The organism is Vibrio sp. 1249-1, assembly GCF_033340495.1.
This window is the reverse complement of record NZ_JAWOWJ010001108.1, coordinates 1-533: the sequence shown is the minus strand read 5'-3', so window position 1 is coordinate 533 and position 533 is coordinate 1. Positions and strand designations below refer to the sequence as shown.

Below are 533 nucleotides of genomic sequence, written 5' to 3'. Positions count from 1 at the left end.
AGGGTAAACCGCTTTAACTTGTTGACCATAGTTAGCGGAAAGCACTATACCTTTCCAGTTTACTTGTCCGGTTTGACGCGTACCGAAGTTATGTAACACACTGCCTTTGAGTGGCCATGGTAGTTTGCCGCGCTGTTTGCCGAGCCCGTCCATTGGTACCGCATTTCGCTTGGCGGCTTTTGCAATCTCGGCTTTTAGACGGGTTTCATTGCGTTGTAGCTCAGCAAGGTAACGTTTGTCGTTTTTAATGCTGCTCTGAATTTTGTTCAGCGTTTGCTTACGATTCGACTGCGTACTGGCCAGTGCGGTACGCTTTTCTGATTGCTGCTTGAGCAGGGTTTCGATCTGCTCTTTCTCTAGCTCAAGTTGGTTTGTGTTGTGCGCCAACTCTTGAGTGGTTTTGGTGATGGCATCAATCACTTCGGCACGAGCCTTGGCTAAGTGCTGAAAGTATTGGCTAATGCGGTCTTCTTCTACACCTTGATTCAATAAGTGCCCATTCGCTTTCGCTCGCTCGGTCACGTAATACGTTT

Annotated in this window: 1 protein-coding gene; it reads right to left on the bottom strand. The window is 48.0% G+C overall.

The genetic code is table 11. The features are described from left to right. A partial coding sequence (locus R7Z50_RS30715) for a murein hydrolase activator EnvC family protein (protein ID WP_411979549.1) occupies positions 1 to 533 on the bottom strand: 533 nt, incomplete at both ends.